Source organism: Bifidobacterium [indicum] DSM 20214 = LMG 11587, assembly GCF_000706765.1.
Classification (GTDB): Bacteria; Actinomycetota; Actinomycetes; order Actinomycetales; family Bifidobacteriaceae; genus Bombiscardovia; species Bombiscardovia coryneformis.
This window is the reverse complement of record NZ_CP006018.1, coordinates 1,114,770-1,134,905: the sequence shown is the minus strand read 5'-3', so window position 1 is coordinate 1,134,905 and position 20,136 is coordinate 1,114,770. Positions and strand designations below refer to the sequence as shown.

General features: G+C 61.1%; 12 protein-coding genes. 8 read left to right on the top strand and 4 right to left on the bottom strand.

Features of this window, described 5'->3' with window-relative positions:
* Positions 1–25 precede the first annotated feature (25 nt).
* A complete protein-coding gene (locus BINDI_RS04420; RefSeq protein ID WP_033490368.1) occupies positions 26–1,024 on the top strand; it encodes a glycosyltransferase in 999 nt (332 codons plus the stop codon).
* A 29-nt stretch (positions 1,025–1,053) separates the two neighbouring features.
* Here BINDI_RS04420 and BINDI_RS04415 read toward each other — a convergent pair whose 3' ends face one another.
* Positions 1,054–1,824 (bottom strand): histidine phosphatase family protein, encoded by a 771-nt coding sequence (locus BINDI_RS04415; protein ID WP_033490367.1) that lies wholly within the window; start codon positions 1,822–1,824, stop codon positions 1,054–1,056.
* Between the two features lie 55 nt (positions 1,825–1,879).
* Positions 1,880–2,659 (bottom strand): nitroreductase family protein, encoded by a 780-nt coding sequence (locus BINDI_RS04410; protein ID WP_033490931.1) that lies wholly within the window; start codon positions 2,657–2,659, stop codon positions 1,880–1,882.
* 160 nt (positions 2,660–2,819) lie between these two features.
* Here BINDI_RS04410 and ppgK point away from each other — a divergent pair, with 160 nt between their 5' ends.
* The 4 genes from ppgK to BINDI_RS04390 all read left to right on the top strand — a co-directional run bounded on the left by ppgK (position 2,820) and on the right by BINDI_RS04390 (position 8,686).
* Positions 2,820–3,590 (top strand): polyphosphate--glucose phosphotransferase, encoded by a 771-nt coding sequence (gene ppgK / locus BINDI_RS04405; RefSeq protein ID WP_033490366.1) that lies wholly within the window; start codon positions 2,820–2,822, stop codon positions 3,588–3,590.
* Between the two features lie 26 nt (positions 3,591–3,616).
* Entirely contained in the window at positions 3,617–4,915 is a 1,299-nt protein-coding gene (locus tag BINDI_RS04400) for a pyridoxal phosphate-dependent aminotransferase (RefSeq protein ID WP_033490930.1), read from the top strand.
* 143 nt (positions 4,916–5,058) lie between these two features.
* Entirely contained in the window at positions 5,059–6,381 is a 1,323-nt protein-coding gene (locus BINDI_RS04395) for an MFS transporter (RefSeq protein ID WP_033490364.1), read from the top strand.
* A 49-nt stretch (positions 6,382–6,430) separates the two neighbouring features.
* On the top strand, positions 6,431–8,686 hold the full coding sequence (locus BINDI_RS04390; RefSeq protein WP_033490362.1) for an exo-alpha-(1->6)-L-arabinopyranosidase: 2,256 nt from the start codon (positions 6,431–6,433) through the stop codon (positions 8,684–8,686).
* Between the two features lie 130 nt (positions 8,687–8,816).
* On the opposite strand, the gene BINDI_RS04385 is transcribed toward BINDI_RS04390, so the two are convergent.
* Positions 8,817–11,132 (bottom strand): hypothetical protein, encoded by a 2,316-nt coding sequence (locus tag BINDI_RS04385; protein WP_052108791.1) that lies wholly within the window; start codon positions 11,130–11,132, stop codon positions 8,817–8,819.
* Between the two features lie 248 nt (positions 11,133–11,380).
* On the opposite strand from BINDI_RS04385, the gene BINDI_RS04380 reads away from it, so the two are divergent.
* The 3 genes from BINDI_RS04380 (at position 11,381) to BINDI_RS04370 (ending at position 18,544) form a co-directional block, all read left to right on the top strand.
* Positions 11,381–14,695, top strand: coding sequence for a tetratricopeptide repeat protein (locus BINDI_RS04380; RefSeq protein WP_437123909.1), 3,315 nt, complete (start codon positions 11,381–11,383; stop codon positions 14,693–14,695).
* The gene (gene ligA, locus BINDI_RS04375) at positions 14,688–17,285 is read left to right on the top strand and encodes an NAD-dependent DNA ligase LigA (RefSeq protein WP_033490359.1); all 2,598 of its coding nucleotides are present in this window, start codon (positions 14,688–14,690) and stop codon (positions 17,283–17,285) included. Before BINDI_RS04380 ends, ligA begins: the two co-directional genes overlap by 8 nt.
* 71 nt (positions 17,286–17,356) lie before the next feature.
* Positions 17,357–18,544: an Mrp/NBP35 family ATP-binding protein gene (locus tag BINDI_RS04370; protein WP_081830876.1), complete on the top strand. Its 1,188-nt coding sequence runs from the start codon at positions 17,357–17,359 to the stop codon at positions 18,542–18,544.
* A gap of 121 nt (positions 18,545–18,665) precedes the next feature.
* Here BINDI_RS04370 and BINDI_RS04365 read toward each other — a convergent pair whose 3' ends face one another.
* Positions 18,666–19,991 (bottom strand): MFS transporter, encoded by a 1,326-nt coding sequence (locus BINDI_RS04365; protein WP_033490357.1) that lies wholly within the window; start codon positions 19,989–19,991, stop codon positions 18,666–18,668.
* Between the last annotated feature and the right edge of the window lie 145 nt (positions 19,992–20,136).

Genomic DNA, 20,136 nt, shown 5'->3' with positions numbered 1-20,136 from the left:
TCTCCGGAGGTGCAACAATGGAGGCATGGAAAAAGTGATAGACAAGGTCGCCATGGTCGTCGTGACCTACAAACGGCAGGAACTCCTGTCCAATCTTTTCGAGTCCATCCTTAGCCAGACCGTCGCCCCCTGGCGGATTGTTGTGGTGGACAATGAGAATTCAGACCGGACCCGGCAGATGGTTGAGGCATTCTCCGAGCAGATCGATCGACTCTGGGGGAAGACCGTCGTGGACGGTCAGGGCGGTGAGCACCGGGTGGTCTACCTTCCTCAGGAGCACAATGGTGGTGGTGCCGGTGGGTACTCGGCCGGTGTGGGCAAGGCCTACCGTCTTGGCGCACAGTGGTTCTGGGTCATGGATGACGATGTGGCCGTGGAACCTGAGGGGCTGGAGCGCCTGTCCAAGTGGACCGACCGTTTCCAGGTCATCCAGGGGTCCCGCCTGGACTACGACGGTGGACCCTTCTACTGGCAGTACCATTTCATCGTTCCCATGGGCATTCCGGACCCCGTTGCCCCGGCCGCCTTCGATTCATCGGGATACAGGCCGATGAACACCATGTGCTTTGAGGGTGCCCTCTTCTCGCGCACGGTGGTTGAGCAGATCGGACTGCCCGACCCCAGGTTCTTCATCTACTGGGATGACACGGTGTACGGGTATCTGGCCAGCAAGGTGACCAGGGCGGTACAGGTCAGTGACGTGGTCATGCGGCGGACCAGAAACATCGACAATTGGGACATGGGCGGTATCCGTCAGCTGAATTCCACCTCGGACATCAACCGCTATCACATCATGCGAAACCGCGGGTACATGGCCCGGTACTTCATGCTCCACGGTGACTACCGCCCTCTGGCTTTCGCCCTGGGAACCATGGCGACGGCCGCAAAAGAGGTCATCCGCCTCCTGGCTGTGGACCGGGGGCACCTCATGACCGGCATTCCCAAAATCATCCAGGGGTGGGTGGATTCGCGCAAGATCCTCCACGATCCGGATTGGAAGCCCATGGAGCCGCTCCAGAAGTAACCTGCCGGAGTCGGGGGAGAGCGGTTTGCCTACTCTTCCCCGCCGGCCTGGAAATACTCCATGGAGGCCAGCGGCCCGGCCAGGCTGAACCTGCCGTTGGCATAGGCGACCTTGGTGACCGAGGTGTTGGCCATGTCGGGTACGTCGATGTCGTCTCCCAGGGTGATCAGGAACTGTTGGAGGGACATGCCGGAGCTGACGACCAGCACGTTGCCTCCGCCGCGGGCCAGTGCATCCTCGCCGATGCCGGTCAGGGCCCTCTTCATGCGGGTCAGAACCTGCTCGGTGGTCTCGGCCCTGTCCTCCGGAGCCAGATCGGTGCCCAGCGGATTTTCCAGGTCCAGTCGGTGGAAGGCGTCCTGCATGTAGGCCGATATCATCCGACCCTTGGCCTCGCGCAGCTGGTCGCGGCTCTCATACCCCATGTAGTTGCAGACGGTCGTCAGGGTCTCGATTTCGTCGCGGCCCTCATAGCTGCCGAAATTGTCCTCGCGCAGGTCGGGATCCACCTGGATTCGAAGATCCTTCTGGCCGGAAGCGTCCAGGGCCTCGCGGGCTGTGTCGTAATGGCGGGTCAGATTGCCGCACCAGGCGGAAACAAAGTGTATTCCCCGTAGTCCCCGCCCGAACCGGCGGACACCCTCCCTGCCCTCCTTGGTCAGGGGGAAGTCAGACCACCCCTGCATCAGGCGCATGCTGTTTGCTGTGGTCCTGCCGTGCCGGGTCAGGAAGAGGGTCACCCGGCCGGTGGAATCGGGGTCAAGGTTGTTCGATACTGCTGATGATGCTCCATTGGTCATGGCGCACAACCCTACACGGTGGTCCTGCCACAATTCCCATGCAGGGGCTGGAGATTCAGGCCCTGATGAAGTGGCCTTCGTTGCCCCATACCCAGGTGCCGCCACCGGCCCCGATCTGGAAGTTGAGCTTTGCTATGCCCAGGTCGACTGGCGAGCCGGTCTCCGCGGAATCATCCAGGCGGGCAACGGCATCGCCCGAGTCTCGGTCCCAGGTGAAGAGGATGGGTTGACCATTCATGCTCGATGGAGCCTTGGCGGCCGCGTTCACCCCGGACTTGAACCAGTCGGGGGCCGAAGTCCTGTCTTCCTGGCTCATGGGGGCCGTCAGTTCCTCATAGGATTTGGACGACCTGTGCCTGGCCTGGCGTTGGCATAACTGGCTGTAATCCTGATTTCCATAGTCAGCCTCTGTGACCGAGTTGCCTATGGTGATGCCCAGGTAGAGATCCTGACTGGGTGTTACGCGGCAGTGTCGCTGCGCCGCCTCGCTGTCCCAGCTCCCCGCCACCCAACCGGTTCCCAGTCCGTACAGGGTGGCAGTCAGGACCAGACGCTGACCGTAGAAACCCGCTTTTTCCACGCTCTCCAGGTCGCCCCTAGGGCCGACCAGGGCCAGATAGTTGGCGGCGTTGGCGAAGTGCCCTGAGGTATTGACTTCCGAGAATACGTCGGGTGCATCGGTCACCAACTGGATATCCAGGCCGCTCAGCATGTTGATCGCGCTCAGAGTGCTGGATAGCTGTCGGATTGTGTCCGCGTCGATGGGGGAGGGGTCGTAGTGCCTGGTGGTGATGCGTACATTCAGTGCGTCGATGAGCTGGGTGTGTTCTGTCATATTGCCCATTATCCACCTATATACTGCTCAATGAGGGTTAATGGTTCTACCTGCACCCGGGTGCAATCCATCGGGGTCGGGGGAATCAAGTCATGCTATGGGGTACAATTCCTACGTGCCGGTTCGTCATCCTAACTAGTCAGCACCTGAAGGAGCAGCAATGATTGATACAGCGCAGGCTTTTGGAGTGGATATCGGCGGATCCGGCATCAAGGCTGCCCCGGTTGATCTTACCGTTGGCGACTTTGCCGAGCCCCGCAAGAAGATTCTCACTCCGGAGCACTCCACCCCTGAGGCGGTGGGCGCGGTGGTCAAACAGCTCCTGGACCAGTTCGAAGTCACTGATGATATCCCCGTGGGCGTGGCCTTCCCCGCCCCGGTCAAGCCCGGACAACCGCTGAACTTCATGGCCAACCTGGATCAGTCCTGGGTGGGTGCCGACGTGGAGGCTGTCTTCTCTGAGGCCTGCGGGAGGCCCATCACCGTGGTCAACGATGCGGATGCGGCTGGCCTTGCCGAGGTGCAGTACGGCGCCGCCAAGGGGCAGAAGGGTCTGGTCATTGCCACCACCCTGGGCACCGGCATCGGTACGGCACTTATATACAACGGTGTGCTTATTCCCAACAGCGAGCTGGGTCACCTGGATCTGGACGGTAAGGACGCCGAGAAGTATGCGGCCTCCTCGGTCCGTGACCGCAAGAAGCTCAGTTACAAGAAGTGGGCGAATCGCCTGACCAAGTACTACCGTCTGCTTGAGCACTACCTCAACCCCGACTTCTTCGTTGTGGGTGGCGGCGTGAGCAGGATGAGCGAGAAGTTCCTGCCCCACATCGAGATCGAAACGCCTATCGTGGCCGCCAAGCTGCGCAATCAGGCAGGCATCGTTGGTGCCGCATACCTGGCTGATCTCCAGCAGAAGCATCTGGGGTGACCTCGAGGGACGAAAACGACGGTGCGGTGCGTTTCTCCCATCGCACTGGTCCTGAGCATCCCAACCCCATAGCCCTGGCCGAAGCACGGTCCAGGGCTATGGGGATTCGCTTGGGAGGGCTCAACGACTCCAACCCGACAAGGTTCGGACTGTCTCCGGATTTCCTGCCGCAGACGTACCAGGCACAGCCCAGGGGCCCCCTCCAGGCCCGTATTGATCTGGCCTCCTTCCTTACTTCACGCAGTTCGGGTGAGGCTTGCGGCAGAGACGGGTCAGCCGGATTGCCATCCGAACAACCCTGGGCAGCCCCGATGTCATCGGTGGCGACGTATGCCGATTCAGGGCCTTTGAGGCTTTCATCTTCTCGTTCGAGTTCTCTCGAGCAGCTGCTTGTGAATCCCGACGATCTTTATCTGCTCTCCTCTACCTCCCAGGCTTATTCCTGGCTGATGAAGCTCCTGTGCGACCCCGGAGACATCATCCTGGAACCCCGGCCGGGATACCCGCTGATCGAGTCCATCGCCGGCCTCGAATGCGTGAGGACCATGCCTTACCGTCTTTCCTATGACGGGTCTTGGGCCCTGGACCTGGCAAGCGTCAGGCAGGCTCTGGAGGGGCCTGCGGGGGAGAGGATTCGGGCCATTGTCCTCATCAATCCCAATAACCCCACCGGGTCGTATGTGCATCCTGAGGAACGTGGAGCCATCCTTGACCTCTGCAGTGAGCATGGGGTGGCCGTCATCGCCGACGAGGTCTTCTATGACTATCCTCTGGATTCCTTGCCCGGACGGGCCCGGCTGGCGGGAGAGGACCATGTCCTGACGTTTGCCTTGGATGGGTTCTCCAAGAGTCTGGCCGCTCCCCATGCCAAGGTAGGGTGGATTCAGGTTTCAGGGCCGGAAAGCCAGGTGGCCGAAGCCAAGCGTCGCCTGGATTTAATTGCCGATGACTACCTGCCCATGAGTCAACTGATTACCGACCGGATGGGGACCATGCTCGATGCCGTCCCCGTCCAGACGCGCCGCGTGGGCGATCGGATCCGAGGCAACCTGGACCAGGTGCGCGGCCTTCTGAGCGAGGGGGATTCGTGTATATCCCTGCTCAGGCCCGAGGCCGGATGGAACGTCCTCTTACGGTTCCCCGCCGTCATCGACGAGGATGAGCTGATTCTTCATCTGATTCGCTCTTACGGGTTGACCGGCCAGCCTGGGTACTTCTTCGACATGCCGAGCAACGGATATCTTGCTCTTTCTCTTCTTCCGAGAGCCGCGGAATTCCAACGGAATATCCAGGCAGTGAGTTCAGCTATCAGCGAATTGCTGTAAATAGTCCCGCCGGTTGTTGACTTCGCTCTCTCGATAGTGTGAGATTGAAGAGTTGACTATTTCCGAAAGGGGAAAGGCAAGTAAGGGCTCAAAGTTGAGCCGTGATGATTGCAATGTAGCAAAATAACAAGGGGTATCGAATCATGCACAATTCAATACAAGGGGATGAGGATTTCCTGACACCGTCTGCTGATGCAGTGGTCGGTGCGACCATTGATCCGACACTGGCGCCGGATTCAGGTAGGAAACTCACCACCTCGGAGAAGGGTCGCTTCGCCGTCGGATTTGCCCTCATATCCATATTGTGGGCCACACCCTTCGCCATGGGATCCGGAGTGCTTCTACCTCAAATCTTCAACACGATTCCGGGAGTCAGTGCCGAGGCCGCCCTTGGCACCATGAACTCCATCGGCTGTGTTTTCGCCCTGATAGCGAATATCCTCTTCGGGGCCCTGTCTGACATGTCCCGGTTCAAACTGGGCAAGCGCACACCCTGGATTGTTCTGGGCGGCATCATCGGAGCGGTCGGATTCTTCATCGTCTTCCAGTCCCATACCCTCTGGCCCATTATCGTGGGCTGGTGCATAGTCCAGGTCGGTATCAACTGCCTGATTGCGCCGGCTGTGGCCGTTCTCTCGGACAGGATTCCAGAAGCAACCAGGGCAACCTTCTCCTCCCTCTACGGTGCCAGCATGGTCGTGGGCACCCAGCTGGGCAACTTCATCGGCAGCTACTTCCTGAAGAATGCCTCCACCGGATTCGCCATCGGGATGGTCGTCTTCTTCTTCTCGGGCATCGTAACGGTTCTGGTCTGGCCGCGTGAGGCGTCGGCAGCCAGCAACAGGGCGGAACGCTCCTGGGCCGACGTAGCCAGGTCCTTCATTCCGCCGACCAAGAACTGCCGTGACTTCTACCTGGCCCTATTCGGCCGTCTCGTCTTCGTTCTTGGTTGCTATATGATCATCGGGTACCAGCTCTACATTTTGCAGAAGTACTGCAATATGAGTGATGACGTGGCCTCTTCGACCATGAAGGTTCTTGCCGTCATCACCACAATCACGACTATCCTGGCGGCAGCCGTATCCGGGCCGCTCTCGGACTACCTGCAACGACGCAAAATCATCGTGGCTGCCAGCAGTGTTGTCATCGCCGTAGGCATGCTCTTCCCGATCTTCATGCCTAACGCCATGGGCATGTACATCTACGGTGCTCTTGCCGGCCTGGGCAACGGTTGCTATATGTCAGTCGATCAGGCCTTGAACGTTGATGTGCTGCCCAACGGGGAAGAGGCAGGTAAGGACCTGGGCATCCTCAACCTGTCGAACACGATCGGGCAGGTGCTTGCTCCGGTCTGCACCACGGCCGTCATCGGCATCTTCGGCGGGTATCGGATGGTCTTCCCCGGAGCCATCATCTGCCTCCTCCTGGGTACCGTTTTCATCATGATGATTCGTAAGGTGAAATAAGCTGGGCACATCATCGCCGAACTGCCGCAGTCTGAAAGGAAGAACCACTATGACCACTGACAAGCATCTACAAGCCAAGGATCTGGATATCGAAAAGGAGGCCTCGCTGACCTCCGGCTCGGACGCCTGGCACCTGCAAGGAGTACCGGACCAGGGCTATCCGGAGTACATGATCACGGATGGGCCCTACGGGTTGCGCAAGGCCACAGGATCGGATGTATACGGTTCCGTCCCCGCCACCTGCTTCCCGCCGACCGCCGGCCTGGCCTCATCCTGGAACCCGGATTTGACCTATCAGGTCGGGCAGGCCATGGGTGAGGAGTGCATCCAGGAGGAAGTGGCCGTTATCCTCGGCCCTGGCATCAACATCAAGCGCAGTCCGCTTGGGGGCCGCAACTTCGAGTACTATTCGGAGGACCCGGTCCTGGCCGGTCATCAGGCCGCAGGCCTGGTCGATGGGGTCCAATCCAAGGGCGTGGGCACCTCCTTGAAGCACTTCGCTGCCAACAACCAGGAGACCGATCGTCTCAGGGTCAGCTCCGACATCGATGAGCGCACCTTGCGCGAGATATACCTGCCCGCCTTCGAGTATGTAGTCAAGCACGCCAAGCCCTGGACCATCATGTGCGCCTACAACAAGCTCAACGGGGTGTATGGATCGGAGAACCGCTGGCTGCTGACCGACGTGCTGCGCGGTGAGTGGGGTTATCAGGGTCTGGTCATGTCGGACTGGGGCGCCGTGCATGACAGGGCCGCGGCCCTTCGTGCCGGTCTCAACCTTGAGATGCCGCCATCCGCCAGCGACCATGAGGTTGTCGAGGCGGTCAGGGCCGGAAACCTGGATAAGGATCAGCTCGACAGGATGGCCCAAGGGGTTCTGGATCTCATCGAGAAGGCCAAGCCCGCCATGTCGCAGAAGGGCTACCGGTATGACGTGGAGGCCCATGACCAGGTGGCCCGCCAGGCCGCCCAGGAATCCATCGTCATGCTCAAGAACGAGGATGGTGTGCTTCCCCTGGCTCCGGGCGAAAAGGTCGCTCTGATCGGCGAATTCGCCCGCACCCCGCGCTACCAGGGTGGCGGTTCCTCCCACATCACCCCCACCAAGGTCACTACGGCCCTTGACTCCTTCAAGGAGACGGGCATGGATGTGGACTTCGTTCCAGGGTTCACCCTGGATGAGGCTCCCCAGGATCAGTCTCTGACCGACCAGGCCGTCAAGGCCGCGGCGGATGCCGATAAGGTGGTTCTCTTCCTTGGCTTGCCCGAGGACGCCGAGTCCGAAGGGTTCGACCGCACTGATATTGATTTGCCGACCAAGCAGCTCGATCTTCTCAGGGCTGTGAGTCAGGTCAATGACCAGGTGGTTGTGGTCCTTTCCAACGGTTCGGTGGTCTCCGTAGTGGACTGGCTTCCCCAGGCCAAGGCGGTTCTGGAATCCTGGCTCCTGGGTCAGGCAGGCGGACAGGCCGTCGTTGACATTCTGACTGGTGGGGCCAACCCCTCCGGCAGGCTGCCGGAGACCATTCCCGTGCGTCTTGAGGACAATCCCTCCATCACCTCCTTCCCCGGCGAGGAGGGACACTCGCGCTATGGGGAGGGTATCTATGTGGGCTATCGCTACTACGACACCTTCAATAAGCCGGTTGCATTCCCCTTCGGTTTCGGTCTTTCCTACTCGACCTTCGAAATTTCGAATGTCCGCGTGGAGAAGACCGGCCCCAATGCGGTCCGGGTCGACCTGACCGTGACCAATACCTCGGGTATCGATGGGGCTGAGACCGTCCAGGTCTATGTGGCTCCTTGCGCCTCCAAGGTGGGTCGCCCCTCCCACGAGCTCAAGTCCTTCGCCAAGGTCTTCCTCAAGGCGGGCGAATCCCAGGAAATCAGTTTGGACCTGGATGAGCGTGACTTCGCTTACTGGTCGACCGCCATGAATGAGTGGCATGTGGAGGCCGGCACCTATGGCATCGAAGTGGGTACCTCCTCCAGGGACCTGGTTTCCAAGCTGGACGTGGACCTTGACGGGGATGGGCTTTTTGTCAGGCTCAACTCCAACTCCACCATGGAGGAATGGCGTGAGGATCAGGTCGGTGGGCCGATCATGAAGTCCCACGTTGAGGGTGGAAAGGTTCCCCTTCCCAATGATCCCAATACGGCCAAGCTCTTCGACAGCATGCCGCTGGCTTCGGTCATCACCCTCTCCGGAGGGGATGGCAACAGCGTGGTCGCCGATATGATTACCGACTACCAGAAGGCAATCGAACAGCAAGGGCTGACCGGGGCTTCTAGGGGGAGCGAGTAAGGACCGGACAGATTCGGTTAACCGATAAGAGGTAGGGGCCGGCATCCATCCCATATGAGGTGGATGCCGGCCCCTCTGTATGCTTCACCATCCAGCATGGCAGCTCATGGAGCATGCCGTTCTCGTCGGGCTACAGGTAGGTGAACCAGACTTCGATGGTGGAGAATATCGAGGTCTCGAAATGGGAGAGGAGGACCAGAACATATCCGGTCATCAGCAGGACGGATACCAGGCAGGACAAGGTCAGAAGGAATGATACCGGTTTTCCGGCCGGTCCATCCGTCCGATCGGTGTACCCTGCCGTTCCGTTCAGTTTCCTCAGGGTATCCTGACCAGACCGGTCGCAGGAGGATATGACCAGGACCGCCACCAGGGCCAGCAGCCAGGCGAAATCAATCATGTACCGGTCGGAGAATCCACCCAGGTAGGCATCCATAATCATGACCAGAAGAGCCGAGGGAATGGACAGAAGGGTCAGCCCGTACAGGTTCCGGTCCTTCAGATTTCGGCGCACCCGGGTTGAGCAGAGGAGAATCAGGCAGACCAGGATCACCGGTGTGGTGACCAGGAGCCCTCCGATGCCCGGTTCGGTGTAGTGCCATACATTCAGGGGTGCGGGTGAGGTTCTCAGGAAGGGGAAGGAGGCCTTGGTGGACAGCGGCTGGAATAGGTAGTAACCAAAAAGCCGGGGGAGGCTGCCAAGGTCGGGATGATATCGGGTCAGGTCCACAACGGTCATCTGGTATCTGTTGCCGAAATCCAGGGCGGAACCGAACCGCCAGTGGTTGTACCAGAGTAGAGGGGCTGCCACGATGAGCAGAGGAAGCAGGGCGGTACCGAGCAGGGTGGCGGAAACGGCTGGTGAGGGCCCGACTCCTTCCTTGGCTGAAGAGGTCCCTGTCCGAGGGTGGAGGGAGCTCGCCATATCCTTGATTTCCTGGGAGAAGATGGGGATGGCCAGGAGACCGGCCACTATGAAAGTGGGCCGGCACCCCAGGGTGGCCGCCATGCAGAGCGATCCCAGGAATACACGTGGTTTTGACAGTGTCCAACCCGGCTCCGGAGCTCCAGGGGTATGGAGCCATCCGCCACCATCCGCCAGAGTCCACCTCCGGGTTCCTCCTGTCGAGTGGACCCTGCGGGCTCCGAGCCAGATCCATAGGCCGGTCATTACAAAGAGCAAACCTGCAGCAAAGGGCACCGTGTAGAAATTCTTCCTGCACCAGAGGTAGGCGATGTTCGACCCGGTCAGGATCGCTATCAGGGACAGGATGGTCGAGGCCAGACTGATACCCGGGAAGTGCCGGTCCAGGAGGCGGATGACCGCCAGGACCATCGCGACCGTGGCCAGAAGGGTCAGGATGGAGGCCGCGGCTGATGTGGGCAGGGCGTACCCGCCAGGATGGAAGAGGGAGGTCAGGGCCCGATAAGGCATGAAGAGGAGGACGGCGGGGAGGACTCCGAAGTAGGAGTACCAGTGACCCTTCCAATAGACATAGTCCCAGTAAATGGGTTTCTGGTCCTGGGCCAACAGATTGTTCCTGGTGACGATGTCATAAGGGTTCTCGGCCGCGGCCAGGCCTGGTGCCTGGTCGAGATCCAACCAGGGGCGACCCTGGAGGAGGGCCTGGGCCACATGGTCGTATTGGTTGAAGTCGTAGGTGTAGGAATCTGGATTGTGGAAGTCCCCGGGCACGAAGGTCGACAGGTCGTTCAGTATGGAGCAGATTGCCCAAACGGTCAGCGGAGCCAGGGCCAGGGTCAGGGCCAGCCGCTGTCCCCGCGATTTCGTATCCAGTGGTGTCCTCCAGAGGCGTGATCCGGGCAGGAAGGCCGCAACCAGGAGGATTAGGGCCGCCATGGCGATCAGGCGCACAGGATTGATGCTCAGAGGAACCCTGACGTCGGGAATCAAGGTCCTGATGGACAGGCGCGTTTCTGCCGGTTCTTCTACCCAGAGCCGCAATGCGGTCAGTGACTCTCCTGTCTGTGGTGGTTCGGCCGTGTTCCTCAGGTAAAGCGATCTGGCTGATCGGTACGCCACCATACTGCTGTCGCCTCTGGCCCACCCTGCCGAGGGGGAGTACCTGGCATCCAGTCGGACATGGACCCTTCCGGGGTCATGTCCTTCGCGGTGATTGCCGTCTTTTGGTTTGATTGTCTCTATTTTGACGAACTTCGACCCACGGGTGGGAGCGGGAATCTGAATCCAAGCCCCGACAGGGTCCGTGACCATCAGACCCCCACCTGGAAGGGACTCCAGACCCGGACCGAGTTCGGGTTCGGTGTCTGCCTGCCGGGATGTTTCAGGGGTCTGCCCTCCCAGGGATTGCCAGTGGGACAGGTTGAACACCCCAACCTCCAAGACCAGGACGAGGAGGATGCCCAGGCAGAGGGCAAGACGGCCTGATGCCCTCAGTCGAGGTATGGCGGGGGTTCGTTTCACCCCTTTATTCTATAAGCGACATGTCTGGATGAATTGGGACAATTGTGAACATGTCCAAGAGCGTGAACAAGTCTGACGGCCTGGGGGATTTTTCTAGGAAGGCGCGTTCCCTGTGGTCGACCCTGGCGGGGAAGGCCGAGGACTTCCTGGACGGGGATACGGCCGATCACGAGCAGCCGCTGAATGACCTTGTCAAAAAAGCGGCACAGGTTTATGCCCAGACAGGAAAGCGCCCTGATGACCAGTTCATGCACGATCTGCTGACTTCAACCAGCCACCAGCTGGGCCCCATGGTCAAGCGTCATCTTTTCCCCGAAATCCAAGGGGTGCCCGAGGGATTGACCCTGGGCTGGGTCCAGTGGCCCGGGACGCGGGGGAGGTTCTTCTCGCTCGGGGTCTTCACCGATCGTTCCCACTTCGCCCAGATCGCCTTGGCCGATGACCATGGCCGGGTCTTCGTCGGCCAGCAGAGGCAGATGGATGTACAGAACCAGCAGGCGGCCTTCATGCTGGGAAAGGAACAGGAGATCTCCCTGCCCTACGGACGCCGATTCGGTCGCCAGGAAGGTGACGGTCAGGTCCCCACCGTCCGCGCCATTCAGGGCGGCATCGTGGGAAGGGACCAGACCGGCAACCTCTGCTGGCTGGCTTCCTGGCTTCGGTATGACGGCCGGTACACCCTGGAACAGCTCCGACCCCAGCTACCGCCCGACCTCCGATTCAACCTGGAGTACCGGGATGCTGTGGCCATCTCCTTTTTTGCGGCCTACATGCTGCCCCATATCCAGGGGGTTTTCACTGGGTTCGGCTCCGGCAACATCTTCCACAGACTCAATCGAGAGGCTCCCATGGGGGCCATCCGCCGCAGCGTTCAGGACATGGTCCGGGCCAGGTCCAGTGGTCAGCGCGTCTCGGGCCTGGAAGACCTCTTCGCCGACCTGATGCAGGAATCGGGTGCCCTGGGGGAAGTTCCCGGTCTGGAGGCCGTCCATGGGGCCGAGCCGCTCCACCTCTACGCCTCCTCATATTCAGGAGCCTACTTCCTGACCTGGGATACCGGGTTGGAATTTTCGGCCGCCCTTCGGGCCTTGCAGATTGAGGGGAACCTGAACCGATTCGCCTCTGTCAGTGCCTGGTTGGAACGCAACGCGGACCTGGGCATCTATCCTACCGAGGACACGGTGACCAGGGTTCAGGCCGCCCGGTTGGATCAGGCCCTCTTGGATGATCCGGCCATTGCCGCCCTGCTCAGGTCGGGCGACCTGGACCGGGACTTCGACCCCATCCACGATGATGGGCGGACCGCACTGAATGCCATCCTGTCCAAGGCGGCGGCCACGGCCGAGAAGGTCCGTCAGGAGGCCCCACGGGCCCTGCCCGTTCGGACCGACCAGGGTGAGGTCACCTCGTCGGAGTGGGTCTACCGCCAGACCTTCTCCCTGTTGATGCGCAGTCTGCGTCTGCCTTTCCGCTTCGACGTCGAGTTCCGTTCGAACCTCGAAGAGGGGGAGGTGGCCATTGCCTTCACGTCGGCGGGGCGGGCCATGATGCCATCCAGCCGGTACGATGATGACCGCCATGCTTGGGTTGACCTGGACGATGACCAGAGGGCGGCCATGAGCGCTGACTACAACCTCAGGGTGGGACTGATTATGGCCGCCCTGGCCTTCGGAGTGGATTCCTCGGTGCGACAGGTCAGTCTTCAGATTGATTCGGTTGGTCTGGAGGAGGCTGTTGATGAGCAGAATTCCGCCATTCGCACCATGATGGGGCAGGCCTTGGAGGCCTTTGAGAGGATGCGGTCGGGCGATATGGGGACGACAGGGTCCAAGGCCGATCCCAAAGACGGCGACATTCACGGTGATCCAACTCATCCGATCGTCACCGATGCGGTATCACCCCAGGAGGAGGTCCCTGAGACCTCGGACCAATCCGAAACGGAATCGTCTGAGGATGAGGGAGGAACCGGAGATGATCGGTCTGGGCATGACGGCGGTCCGGTTGCCGAGGACACGCCGAGCGATCGTCCGATCAACACGGAGGACGAGAGTGAGATCAACCAGGAGTTCAAGGACCTGATCAAGGGGGTGGACCTGGATGAGGTGGCCTTCGCCATGCCTTCCAGCCAGAACCCCGCCCAGGATTCGGATGACGGTGCAGGTGTGGATGCCTCCGGCGACACGTCCGGCCGTCCTCGCAGCGAGGGCAACGAACAGAACCCGTTGAGTGCTCTGCAGAGCAATCCTACGGTACGCAACCTGGTCACCGTCACGTTCAGCAGGGAACTCTTCCTTTCCCGTGTCAGGCAGGCGGGGGTCACCGATCCCAAGGCCGTCTTCAGCTTCTTCGACGCTGCGATGGAGGTCACCCCCGCAGGTGGCCTGGCCCCGGTTGATGCGGATTTCGACATGCGGGACGATCGATTTTCACCCCGGGCCTCCCAGGAGGAACCCGAGTTCTCCGATACGGTCTTCACGCCCCAGGCCGCCGAGGTCCTCGGTGCCGACCATGCATCTGGCCTGTCCATCCAGCGGGCCGATCTCCTCCAGCATGCACTCGGTCTCTTCCATGCACTCAGTGGCAACCAGAACATGTCCTCAGCCGAAAAGGCCCAGGAAGCCACGCGAATCATCAAGGAGATCGCGGACCCGGAATTGGACCAGCTGGCCCCCCAGGTGGCTTCCGCAATGATAGACGAGACCAAGGTTCCGGATTTCGACTTCGCCCTTTCCTCCCAGCTCGACAAGGAGCGGATTCGGGCCAGGGACCTCCTCTTCTCGGGTGCCGCCCCCCAGGCCATTCAGGTGGAGCAGGATGCCATCGACCGTATGGATGCCTTCTTTTCGACCGATGGTCGCGTGCCGCGTTACTTCAATTCCTACGCGGAGCGGGTGGTCTATAACCGGCTCTTCGCCACGCCGGGGGAGCAGACCCTGCTGATTCCCGACAACCTCTTCTACGCCCACCTGGAGATCGCGGACGTCCTCTCCCAGCTCAAGGAGGACCAGGCGGCCCTGCAACATCTGAATGCCATGGTGGCGTATGCCCCCGCCTATCCACTCTCCCACCTGAAGTTGGCTGTCATGCTGGCCAACCAGGAGGACTGGGACTCGGCCCGGGCGGCAACCCTGAACGCCCTGAGGGTGGCCCTGGACAGGGACGACGCCTCTTTCGCCTACTATCGTCTGGCCTACGCCGCCTGGATGCGCGACGAATTCGACGTGGCTGCCGCCGCCTATATCATGAGTGAGCATATCAGCCCTGACAGGATTTCCGCCCTGAAGGAGGAGCTGTCCGAACTGAGGAGTCGTGCCCAGTCCCAGTGCATGGTCCTGCCGGATGACTTCAGCTCCGCCCGGACGGTTCTGTCCGAGCATGGGCTGCCGATATGGCCCCATACCGAGGTTGCGGGCATAGTGCGGGATGCGGCACGCATCTGCGTTGATGGAGGTATGTTCGTTCCGGCCCGAACCCTCTCAATGGCGGCCGCGAGGATGAACGACGACGATAATGAGGGTGTTGACGTGGTACAGGCACAATTCATGAGGTCACTTAATGCGTAGCGAAGAAGACGAATATACGGGCGGTGGAACCGGGTACGAGGGTGCCTCGGAAGAGAGGCCGGCAATCGGGAGTGACCGCTGGATAGCATCACTGCAACCCGATGATGCCGATGCCATGCGGCTGGGTGAGCTGGATGCCGGTTCCCTGAGCGCCGAGGCGGCCCAGCGTCTCTGGTCCAAGCTGGCGGCCTGGGTCGAGTCGGACCAGGTGGCCTATTACATCGATGATGCTCCGGTCTCTTCCGATGCGGCCTACGATGCCAGGATGCGCTGTCTCCAGGAATTGGAGTCAAGCTTCCCCAGCCTGGACACCCCCCAGTCTCCCACCCACCGGGTAGGCGGAACCTTCTCCAACGATTTCACCTCCGTTCGTCATCCCTCCCGGATGCTCAGCCTGGACGACGTATTCAGCATCAACGAACTCCGCCAGTGGTACGACGGAATCCGCAAGGATCTGGATTGGCCCGAAGACAAGGCACTCGCCATGACCAGCGAGGTCAAGATCGACGGGCTGGCCCTGAACCTCCTCTACCACAATGGGGTTCTGGAGCAGGGGCTGACCCGGGGAGACGGGGTGACAGGCGAGGACATCACCCTGAACGTCCGAACCATTCAGACCATTCCGCAGAACCTGTCGGGGCCGGCCGAGGACATCCCCGAGTTTGTGGAGGTCCGTGGCGAGGTCTTCATGCGGTTCGACGATTTCCAGGCCCTGAATGAGCAGCAGGCAAAGGAGGGCAAACCTCCCTTTGCCAATCCGCGCAACGCCGCCGCCGGGTCGCTGCGGCAGAAGGACCCCCGCATTACGGCAACCCGCCGACTGAGCTTCTACGCCCATGGTATGGGCTCCCTGCGGTGGGGGGCGGCCCACCCCAAGGGGTCACATGATGAGGTCATCGACCAGTCCCAGGCCTATGGGCTCTACAAGCAGTGGGGGATTCCGGTTTCACCCCACAACAGGGTCGTTGCCTCCTTCGATCAGATTCTTGACATGATCGACTACTACGGACAGCACCGCAACGACATCGAGCATGCCCTGGACGGCATCGTGGTCAAGCTTCAGGACAGGGACCTTCAGCGCAGGCTGGGTACCACCTCCCGTGCACCCCGCTGGGCCGTCGCCTACAAGTATCCGCCCGAGGAAGTCAATACGAGACTTCTGGATATCACCGTCCAGGTGGGCAGGACCGGGCGAATCACCCCGGTGGCCATCCTGACCCCTGTCTCCGTGGCCGGTTCCACGGTCTCCCGAACCACCCTCCATAACGCCTCTGAGGTCAAGCGTAAGGGGATTCTGATTGGCGACACGGTCGTGGTCCGTAAGGCCGGTGACGTGATTCCCGAGCTGGTCGGTCCCGTCATGGAGGCCAGGAAGGGACGGGAAAAGGACCTGAAATCCTTCGTCATGCCCGAGACCTGCCCTAGCTGTGGGGCCCGCCTGGCCCCGGCCAAGGAGGGGGACGTGGATATCCGCTGCCCCAACGTGGAGTCATGCCCCGCCCAGCTGACTGAGCGTGTCATCCATATGGCCTCCCGGAAGGCGCTGGATATCGAGCACCTGGGGGAGCAGAGCGCCATCGCCCTGACCAACCCCGATGAGAACCGCCCTGACTCCGTCGATGTCTATGCTCCCGGATTGCGTGAGGTCCTGGTGGACCAGGGCGGGCAGGCGGCGCCCTATCAGCCCGCACCCGATCTGGAGCTTCCTCCCCGGCAGAGCCCGGTTCTGACCAGTGAGGCTGGCCTGTTCGACCTGAAGGTCGATGACCTGCGCCACGTACATGTCTGGCGTGAGGTTCCCCTGATGGAGCAGGTCGAGGTGGAGGGGAAGGACGGACCCGCCACCAGCAAGCGTCGTGTCGGAGGCAGTGGTCTCTGGTACCGGGTGCCTGCCTTCTACAACCTCCCCAAGAGCGATCAGGCCGCCCAAGGTGACAGGGCCATGAACAGCCACGAGGTCCAGGCGGAGGATGCCGCCCTGGGCAAGGCCGGTGCAGAACCTTCCCGAACCACTTTGCAGATGCTTCAGGAAATCGACAAGGCCAGACATGCCGACCTGTGGCGGGTCCTGGTCGCCTTGTCCATACGGCACCTCGGCCCCACCTCGGCACGGGCCATAGCCACCCGCTTCCCCTCCCTGGATGCCATTGAGCATGCCGGGATCGATGAACTGTCGGAGCTGGACGGGGTCGGCCCCGAGATCGCCTCCTCCATAGTCGATTGGTTCTCCGGCGCCCGCCAGCCGGGTGACTGGCGTGGGAAGATTCTGGATGCCTGGAAAGCGGATGGTGTGGGGTCCCATGTGGAGCGCAGCACCAAGCCCCAGACCCTGAAGGGTATGACGGTTGTGGTGACCGGAAGTCTGGAGGACTTCTCCCGGGACTCGGCCAAGGAGGCCATAGTCGAGCGCGGGGGCAAGGCCTCGGGGTCGGTCAGCAAGAAGACCACCTATGTTGTGGTCGGGGACAGCCCCGGTTCCAAGGCGGAGAAGGCCGAGAGCCTTGGTGTGCCCATCCTTGATGAGGCGGCCTTCCACCGTCTCCTGGATACAGGCAGTCCCGATGGGCAGGCTGACCAGGCCGAGGGCTGACCAGGCTCTTCGCAATATCCGACCAGTCCCGCTCTGGAGGTGCGCCCTGGTCTCGGGCTATGGTGGGCGGCATGGGTCAAGAGCAGTTTGGAACGGAAAACGGTGGTAGCGGAGTGAACGACCAGACGGATTGGGAGGATTTCCCTCGCCGCATCAAGGGCGAGGTCTTCGAACGTCTAAGCAAGGTCATCGACCCCGAACTGGGCCGATCCATCACGGACCTGGGCATGATAACCGACATCGTGGTGGTACCACGCCGTGATACCACCGAGGCCGACTACGATGTGACGGTCAGGGTGGAGCTGACCATCAAGGGATGCCCCCTCTCCCAAACCATCACCAACCAGATCAACGGGGCCGTTTCCTCCTACCCCCGGGCCAGGCTGCACTCCCGGATTGATGTAGCATCCATGAGCAAGGAGAAACTGAATAACCTCGTTGCGGATCTCAAGGCGGCCAGGCGAAGCAACCCCTTCACCAAGCCGGGTATCAAGACCCGAATTTTCGCCATTGCCTCGGGGAAGGGCGGTGTGGGCAAGTCCTCGGTCACGGTCAACCTGGCAGCCACCCTGGCAGCTCTGGGGTACGACACCGCCGCCATTGATGCGGATATCTATGGGTTCTCCCTGCCCAACCTCTTCGGTGTGGACACCCAGCCCACGAATCTGAACGGGATGCTCATGCCTGTCACGGCTTGGGGTGTCAAACTGATATCCATCGGCATGTTCGCAGGGTCCGACCGGGCCATCCTCTGGCGGGGTCCACGGCTGCAACGTTCCTTGGAACAGTTCCTCTCGGATGTCTGGTGGGGTGACCCGGATGTGCTCCTGCTGGACCTTGCTCCCGGGACCGGGGATATGGCGCTTTCGGTGGCCCAGGCCTTGCCCAACAGCGAGCTGGTGGTCGTCACCACCCCCCAGCCCAGTGCCTCTGATGTGGCGGTCAGGTCCGGTCTGGTGGCGCTTCAGGTGCCCACCAGGGTCCGTGGGGTCGTGGAGAACATGTCCTGGTACGACCATCAGGATGAACACCTGGAGATATTCGGCAGTGGCGGTGGGCAACGGGTCTCCGACCAACTGACCGAGGCCCTGGGGTACCAGGTTCCCCTCCTTGCCCAGCTGCCCCTGCAGCCAGAGGTTCGGACCGTGGGAGAATCCGGCCGGCCTGCCGTGCTCAAGCCGGATGGCTCACTGGATGATTCCGACCTGGCGCGCCGCTTTGTGGACCTGGCCAAGACCCTGATGTCCGCCACTTCCTGATGGATCGGCCGGCATGACGCCCGGTTGCAATCGGTTTGCAATCCAGGCCAGGAAGGTCTACATGAGGTCTTCGGCCGTCAGACAGCGGGAATCGAAGACGGGTGAATATAGGGATTATTGACTAAGCGCGACGTTCACCCGAGGGGATGAAGAGGAGCCAGGGCAGACTGACCACAATCAAGCCGATGGCGCACATGGCAAGGAGTGGTATGGTCTCATGGCCGGCCAGTATGTATGACGCGAACATGGGGCCGAAGATGTAGCCCAGCGATGCCGCCGTATTGAGCAGACCGAACATCCTGCCGCTGTAGGCGGGCCCAGCCAGTTCTGCGGCAACCACGGGCTGGGATATCCCCATCATGACCTCGCCCAGTCCGAAGACGATGATTCCCAGGGAGGCCACGGTCAGGGCTCCGAAGGTGGTGGTCAATCTCAGGCCCAGGACGATGATGATCCAGGCGGCGGCCCAGAAGACCGGGACCGTGCGCAGGATTCGTACATGGTTGTGGTCCTTCAGCCTGGGGAGGAGGATGATGTTCAGGATGACTACCGAGAAGGTGTTGACCACATCGACCACGGAGAGCGACCACCGGGGGATGTGCTGATCGGATATGAGCGTGGTGACGAGGCCGGCGTCGAACTGGGAGTATCCGAAAAGGTCCATGAAGAAGCTCCCGCAGACCAGGAGTCCCATGGTCACCAGTACGTAGGTCAGGGACCTGGTCGAGCCGCCATAGGTGCCGCTTTGGGCACTCTCAGCTGTGCTGCCGTCTTCTGCGCTCGCGGAGGCAGGTGAGTCCTTCTCGTCCTCTTCCTGGAATTCGACCTTGAGCCGGGCTGTCAGCGCGCGCAGGTCGTAGTGCCGCTCAATGACGAGCAGGGTCAGGCTGAGCAGGGCGAACCCCAGTGCGCGGCCGCCGAATCCCCACCGGTAGAGGTAGTCCTGGCCGCCTGCCGCCAGGAGTCCGCCGACCGCAGCTCCCAGGCCGATACCCAGGTTCACTTCAGCCTGGTTGATTCCGTAGACGATTCGATGCTGTTCACGTGTCGATATCTGCGTCAGGATGCTGGACCAGGAGGTCTGCATGCCCATCCCCAGACCGGAGACGAAGGCTCCGACGGCCCCCATCGTGAAGTCATGGGCCAGGGTGAAAATCAGTGGCCCTATCACGGAGAAGATCATCGCCGTGTGCATGGCCAGCCAGGAGGATCGACGGTCGGAGACCCAACCGATGATCGGGTTGGAAATCAGCGAGCCGATGGAGCTGATGGTGACCAGCAGGGCAGCCTCGCTCATGGTGGCTCCCAGCGAGTGGGTGGCGAAAAGGAGTTCGATGGGCATGACCAGGCCGATGCCGAAGGAACACATCAGGTCGACTATCAGCATGGTCCGGAGGTAGTCCGGAAGACTCATGAACTCGCGCACCCAGCGCACCGCCACCTCCATCGGTCATGGATTTCTTCTCACTTCAATCTCATCATTGGGGAGGGACCAGGTGTGTTGGGTCGCATCGCCTATGCGGAAAAACAAGCCCCCGACCGGGCGCCAAGGCGTCGGGCCGGGGGCTTGAACCCATACCGGAAGAACCGAG